This is a genomic window from Atribacterota bacterium, from assembly GCA_028717805.1.
Taxonomy (GTDB): Bacteria; Atribacterota; Phoenicimicrobiia; order Phoenicimicrobiales; family Stramentimicrobiaceae; genus Stramentimicrobium.
Genome location: JAQUNC010000074.1, coordinates 1 through 5,147, shown reverse-complemented (window position 1 = coordinate 5,147; position 5,147 = coordinate 1). Strand labels below are relative to the sequence as shown.

The window sequence follows — 5,147 nt, the reverse complement described above, 5'->3', positions numbered from 1 at the left end:
ATATCCCGGAAGCAGAAAGAAAAGATTTTTATCTTTATGTTGATGAGTTTCAAAGTTTTACCACTAATTCATTTATAGACATTCTTTCTGAGGCAAGAAAATACCGGTTAAACCTTATCTTAAGCAACCAGTATTTGGGACAGATGGATGAAAAAATAAGGATGGCAATTTTAGGAAATGTAGGGACTTTAATTTCCTTTAGGTTAGGAGTAGAAGATGCTAAATTCCTAAATCAGGAATTTTATCCGGTATTCAGCCAGGATCATCTGGTTAATCTTTCGGTTTACAATATTTATCTTAAGTTAATGATAGACGGCCAAACGTCTCAACCATTTAGTGCAGAGACTTTAGCGTCGGTGGATGAAAGTTTTAGTGAAAATTAGAATTATGAAAAATTATGTTTCACTAAGATAAGTAGTAATCGGGTAGTTTGACCTGCTTGAGTAGAAGTCGTTTTTGTTTAATATCTCATTCTACTCAAAATATGAAGTTCGTATTTGTGAACATCAATTTTTAAATTACTCTGATGTTTAGATATACTATTCCGACTATAGTGTAAATAAAATCATTTTTCTATAGCTTATATTAAAAAATAAACTGAATTAAATAATTAATAAAAAACTTCTCTTAAAATTACTATCTCCAAGCTTTTAAAACAAGAAAACTTGTTAATTTCCTATCAGAGATCGAGAATTAGGCAAGGCTTTTTCTTCATCAATAGTAAAAGTTATTTTTCTGTATAAGCACGAACGCCCTGACTAACGGTACACCGAGATTGGCCCGGCACAAAAACAAATAATGGGGTGATAGGTATTACATGTGGCTGTGCTTGACTGTAGCCAACCGGAAGTGGTGACATTGTTACTACCATACTCTCCGTTAGATGACTCGCTTGATGTACCGGCACCGGCACAAGAGGAAGCGGAAATCCATGCTCCATTGGAAGACGAAAATGTCCAGTACCCCGTACTCAGACCTCCACTGCTCGGTGTATTACTCACGCTTCCATCCAGTAAATCAGCCCAGTTGTTAGCAGCGGCAACAGCTGTACTGCTTCCTTGTTTAAACTTCCAGGCAAGATCAGTCCTTATACTTCTAAAACTAGGCATATCACGTATCTCGTATGATGCAGAAGTACCAATGAAAGCATAAGCGTTTCCAGAACAATCGGCTGGTTTACTTGCCGCAGAGTTACATTTTGAATCAGCACCCGATCGGTAACCTAAATACCCAGTGTATGTCTCTGTAGTAGTAAATAGATAGTACTCCGCAAAATCACCGTTATTAAGAACACCATCACAATCCTGATCCTTATCATCGGGGCTGGTGGTATAACTCGTAGATCCAACATAGCAGGTAGAACATGATTCATCACAATCGCCATTACCATAGGTTTTTCCATCACCATCGCAATCTTTCCAGATTGGGCAGGTCACCCCATTGTAAGTTATGGATAATGAACCATTGCTGCCAGTTGGAATTCCACTGCAGATGATATCGTTTCCGCTCAATACACAAGCACCTCCATCGACAGTCCCCCAAGAAGCTAATCCTGAGGCGTCTGAAATTAAAACTTTGTCCACTCCTGGCGTACCACCCGTCATCTTTAACTGACCTGCGATCTCCAGTTTTGCTCCTGGATTCGTGGTTCCAATACCGACGTTGCCGGCATTATAATAAATATTAGAACCAGAGGTTGTCCATTGACTAAAACTGGGTGTTATATTCCCTCCTGGAGGATCTTCAGTAGGAATTGTCCAGCCAAAAATATGGTTTGTTATTAGGAATAGAACCAAACCCCAGGCAAATAAGTTTGAATATAAATATTGTTTTTTGTTCATAGTTTTATTTAACATTATTTTTACAGTTTACTTTTTAGGGAATTGGGATTTATTTTAATGAGGGTAATGATCGGAGGAAATTCCTCATCACTTGCTGCTATTAAAGAATAACAAATTTTTAAATGTCAAGCAAATTTGCTGTTTTATCAGTTTGTGTCAACAACTTGTGGGTACTTTTCCTTACCTCAAAAATTATGGAAATTAAATTAACTTAAAGTGTATGTGATGATAAGTCATCTCTAACAGCAAAACGAGAATAATAATAGTAATACATTCTAATAGTACACTCCTATATTCTTATTATTTTTTTTAATTAACCAATACTAATTAGCTCCTTTAATTGTTTCACCCAGCTCCTATCCTGGTGGGGACCTACCAATACCGGAAGAGAATACTGTCTATCATATTTATCCTCTTTGGGCAGGTGAACTTCTTCTTGGGGGTTGATTTGTTTTAAGGTCAGCTCCTCCTCTTTGATAGGCCAGAAGTCATCCCAGTCATCATTGATGATCCATTGTCCTATTTTGGCTAGGTTCAGTGCTCCGGAAGGGCTCCAGCTCATCCCCCTTTTCTTGAAGCGATTGGTAAGGATCTTGTCGATATTGCCCTCAATGGCACCCATGGTATCAACAGGTAATCCTTTCTCTTTCAGACGATCTACAGCATTGATTCCCTCAGAGTTGTTGGTGAGATAGGTTGATAGTTGATTTAATTCATCTTCTTTCTGAGGATTCTTAGTTTTTTCTTCTTCCAATAACAGAAGTGCCTCTGGAATATTGCCTTCTTGTAAGAGTGAATTGATCTCAGATTTTGTTTTACGGTTATAGGAGAGTGTCTGGATTAGTTTCCGTTTTAGGTGAAAGGGACATAGCTGATAGATACAATTAGGGAAATAATCCTGGGCTCCTTCTTTGATCCAGGTAGCACCATCTGCTCCGACTAAGATGAGGTTATGGTCATACACCTGGTATTTGTCTTGGGCAAGTAGGCTCACCTGGGCCATAAATTCATTGCCCGGGCCAAGACCGGCATAGGCTAATTTATCTTTGAGCTTTTTGGCAGGAGATTTTCCTGTGAGATAACGTTTTTCTTTTCCCCTGTGGATGATAGCCAGTTTTAATTCTGCCTTTTTCTTCTTCTGTTTTTGCAGGTGAATCATGGTACCGTCTACCTCCAGATAGATGGGATCTGATTGAACTGGGGTAGAGGTTGATTTGAGGGCTTTATCTAAATTTTGGTCAAAGGCGTATTCTTCTAGTTGTTGAATCTTACTACCCTGAGATTGTACCTGCTGGCGGATACATTCAAAACTGACTGAATCCCCGTAACAGTACTCCAGAAACCTTTGGGCATTACGGTAGCTGCCGGCAATAAAGGAGAACAGGCCAGTGATCTTCTGGTAATGGGTACTCATACGCTGATTGGGGTTTAAGCCAAGGGTTTCATCCAATAGATAACGGTAATGGCCTTCTTGATCCCGGTAGAGATGCTTCTGGTAGCTGATATTACCCAGAAGGGTCAACAGGTATTTATTGCGCTTTCCACAGTTGGAAAGTTTGCCTCTTTGCCTTTGGTTTCTTAACTGATTGTCAAGGAACTGTAATATGCTAGTTAGAATGTGCTGGCCTATAATTTTAGCTAGGTGAAAAACAAATTTTTCAAGGTGCTGGAAATCCAGCTCGTCTTCTGCTATAGTCACTTGTAGAGACGGTAATGTAATAGTTAAAGATAAGTCTTTCATTAGGTAGATTTACCTCCTTTTAGAAAAAGAATGTTTCTTCTTTTTCTATTGTTTTATTCTATGAGGTAAGTCTACCTTTTTTGCTGACTTAATGGCAAGTGATATCTTAAAACACCTACTAAAATTTTACACTATCGTTTTATCAAACTTTAATATAGTATAGTTAATCAATGAGAGTTTAAAAACATAATAATCCAAAATACTATCTTTTGGGAAAAGAATTGAAAATGGTGTCCATAAGATAGCTAGGCTGACCTTAATTGTCATGATAGCAAGTAAAACAGAAAAAACGGGAAAGACATGCTATCAAGGATTTGTGTTTCTATTTCCGAAATTGCAAGGGACCAACAAAACCCCCAAATCGAATTATGAGTACAGTAATCGGAGTAACCAAATGAAAAGTTGTTGGAACCGCATTGTGGAGGAATTGCAGAATATTTATAAATTAAGATTTATGTGACGGATACATAAATAGTTTTTTCCATTATGAAACGTAATCATAACCTCCACGAAGAAAGTTCTGCTTATGGTCCAGCCAGACTCCCCCTATTGGATGTGTTTAGAACTTTTAAGGAAAAAGAATTCTTTAATAATTCCTCTTTTGCTTAATATTACTTAAAATAGAATGAATTCAACAACTCTGAATTAGATTCCAAAATTAATATTATCTTTGTCCAACCTTTCCCGTAGCAGATTCGTGATATCCGAAAATAAAAAAAACAAAAAATAGCAGATACAAGACAGGTACATTGATAATATTTCAAAATCGGGAAAGAAATCACTTACTCATAATCAACTATTCAAAAAATTGACATTAGAATATTATTAAAAGCATATAAGCTTTAATAGAAGAAAAAAAGAGGGAGAAAATTTAGTTTCTTCTCCCTCTATAATAATTCTATCTATTTAATCAATATATATTTACAAGCAGTTTCCTTTATAATCCTGGTTGAAGTTATGGCCTCCCATGCCGAATCTCTGCATTGGGATACCCAAGCTAAAGTTTTCCAGCTGTTCAGGAGTCAGCAGCTCTTTCACTTTATTCTGTTTTTCAATAGCCTTCATCCTCAGTTCTACTTGAAGATCAGCAATTTCTTCCAGTTTGGACCTCACTTGTTCCATATCAACTTCAGCGGCCAGTCTCAGTTCTTTCAGCTCCAACTGTTTGACCTGGATCTGATTTCTCAGTTCCAAGGTCTCTTTTTGGAAGTCCAACATCATCTGTCTGATTTCAGCGACCTGTTCCTGAGAAAGATCCAGATTCATCATATCTCTGAATTCATCACTTCGGTTGGGGCGGGCATTCCATTGACCTGCAGGTTGCCTACCTTGTCCGGGATAGCAAGAGGTTCCCGGTTTACCGGAGAAGCCTCCCTTGGGGTATTCCTCTGCAAAGGATGTCATGGTAAAGATGACCAGGGTAATGGCTGCGATTACTACGATAAGGATGCTCTTCTTATTCATTGTCTGTCACCTCCTATCCTAGTTTCCTTGGTAAAATTTTCTCTTCAACTATTTATACGCAAAGAAAACTTATTTTCTTTCATATTTATTACAAAAATTAA

4 protein-coding genes are annotated in these 5,147 nt (G+C 37.7%); 1 reads left to right on the top strand and 3 read right to left on the bottom strand.

From position 1 onward, the window contains the following. Window positions 1-383 (top strand): TraM recognition domain-containing protein (locus tag PHD84_10420; GenBank protein ID MDD5638209.1); only part of this gene is annotated, 383 nt, incomplete at its 5' end. Between the two features lie 375 nt (window positions 384-758). On the opposite strand, the gene PHD84_10415 is transcribed toward PHD84_10420, so the two are convergent. From PHD84_10415 to PHD84_10405, 3 genes are all read right to left on the bottom strand, one after another. Further along, window positions 759-1,796, bottom strand: a complete 1,038-nt coding sequence (locus PHD84_10415) for a hypothetical protein (GenBank protein MDD5638208.1) — start codon at window positions 1,794-1,796, stop codon at window positions 759-761. Window positions 1,797-2,154: 358 nt separating this feature from the next. Further along, window positions 2,155-3,582 (bottom strand): ISLre2 family transposase, encoded by a 1,428-nt coding sequence (locus PHD84_10410; protein MDD5638207.1) that lies wholly within the window; start codon window positions 3,580-3,582, stop codon window positions 2,155-2,157. 921 nt (window positions 3,583-4,503) lie between these two features. Continuing rightward, a complete protein-coding gene (locus PHD84_10405; GenBank protein ID MDD5638206.1) occupies window positions 4,504-5,046 on the bottom strand; it encodes a Spy/CpxP family protein refolding chaperone in 543 nt (180 codons plus the stop codon). Window positions 5,047-5,147: the final 101 nt, after the last annotated feature.

Excerpts from the sequence above, each read along its gene's own strand:
- PHD84_10410 (MDD5638207.1), bottom strand. The coding sequence starts at position 3,582 with ATGAAAGACTTATCTTTAACTATTACATTACCGTCTCTACAAGTGACT.
- PHD84_10405 (MDD5638206.1), bottom strand. The coding sequence starts at position 5,046 with ATGAATAAGAAGAGCATCCTTATCGTAGTAATCGCAGCCATTACCCTG.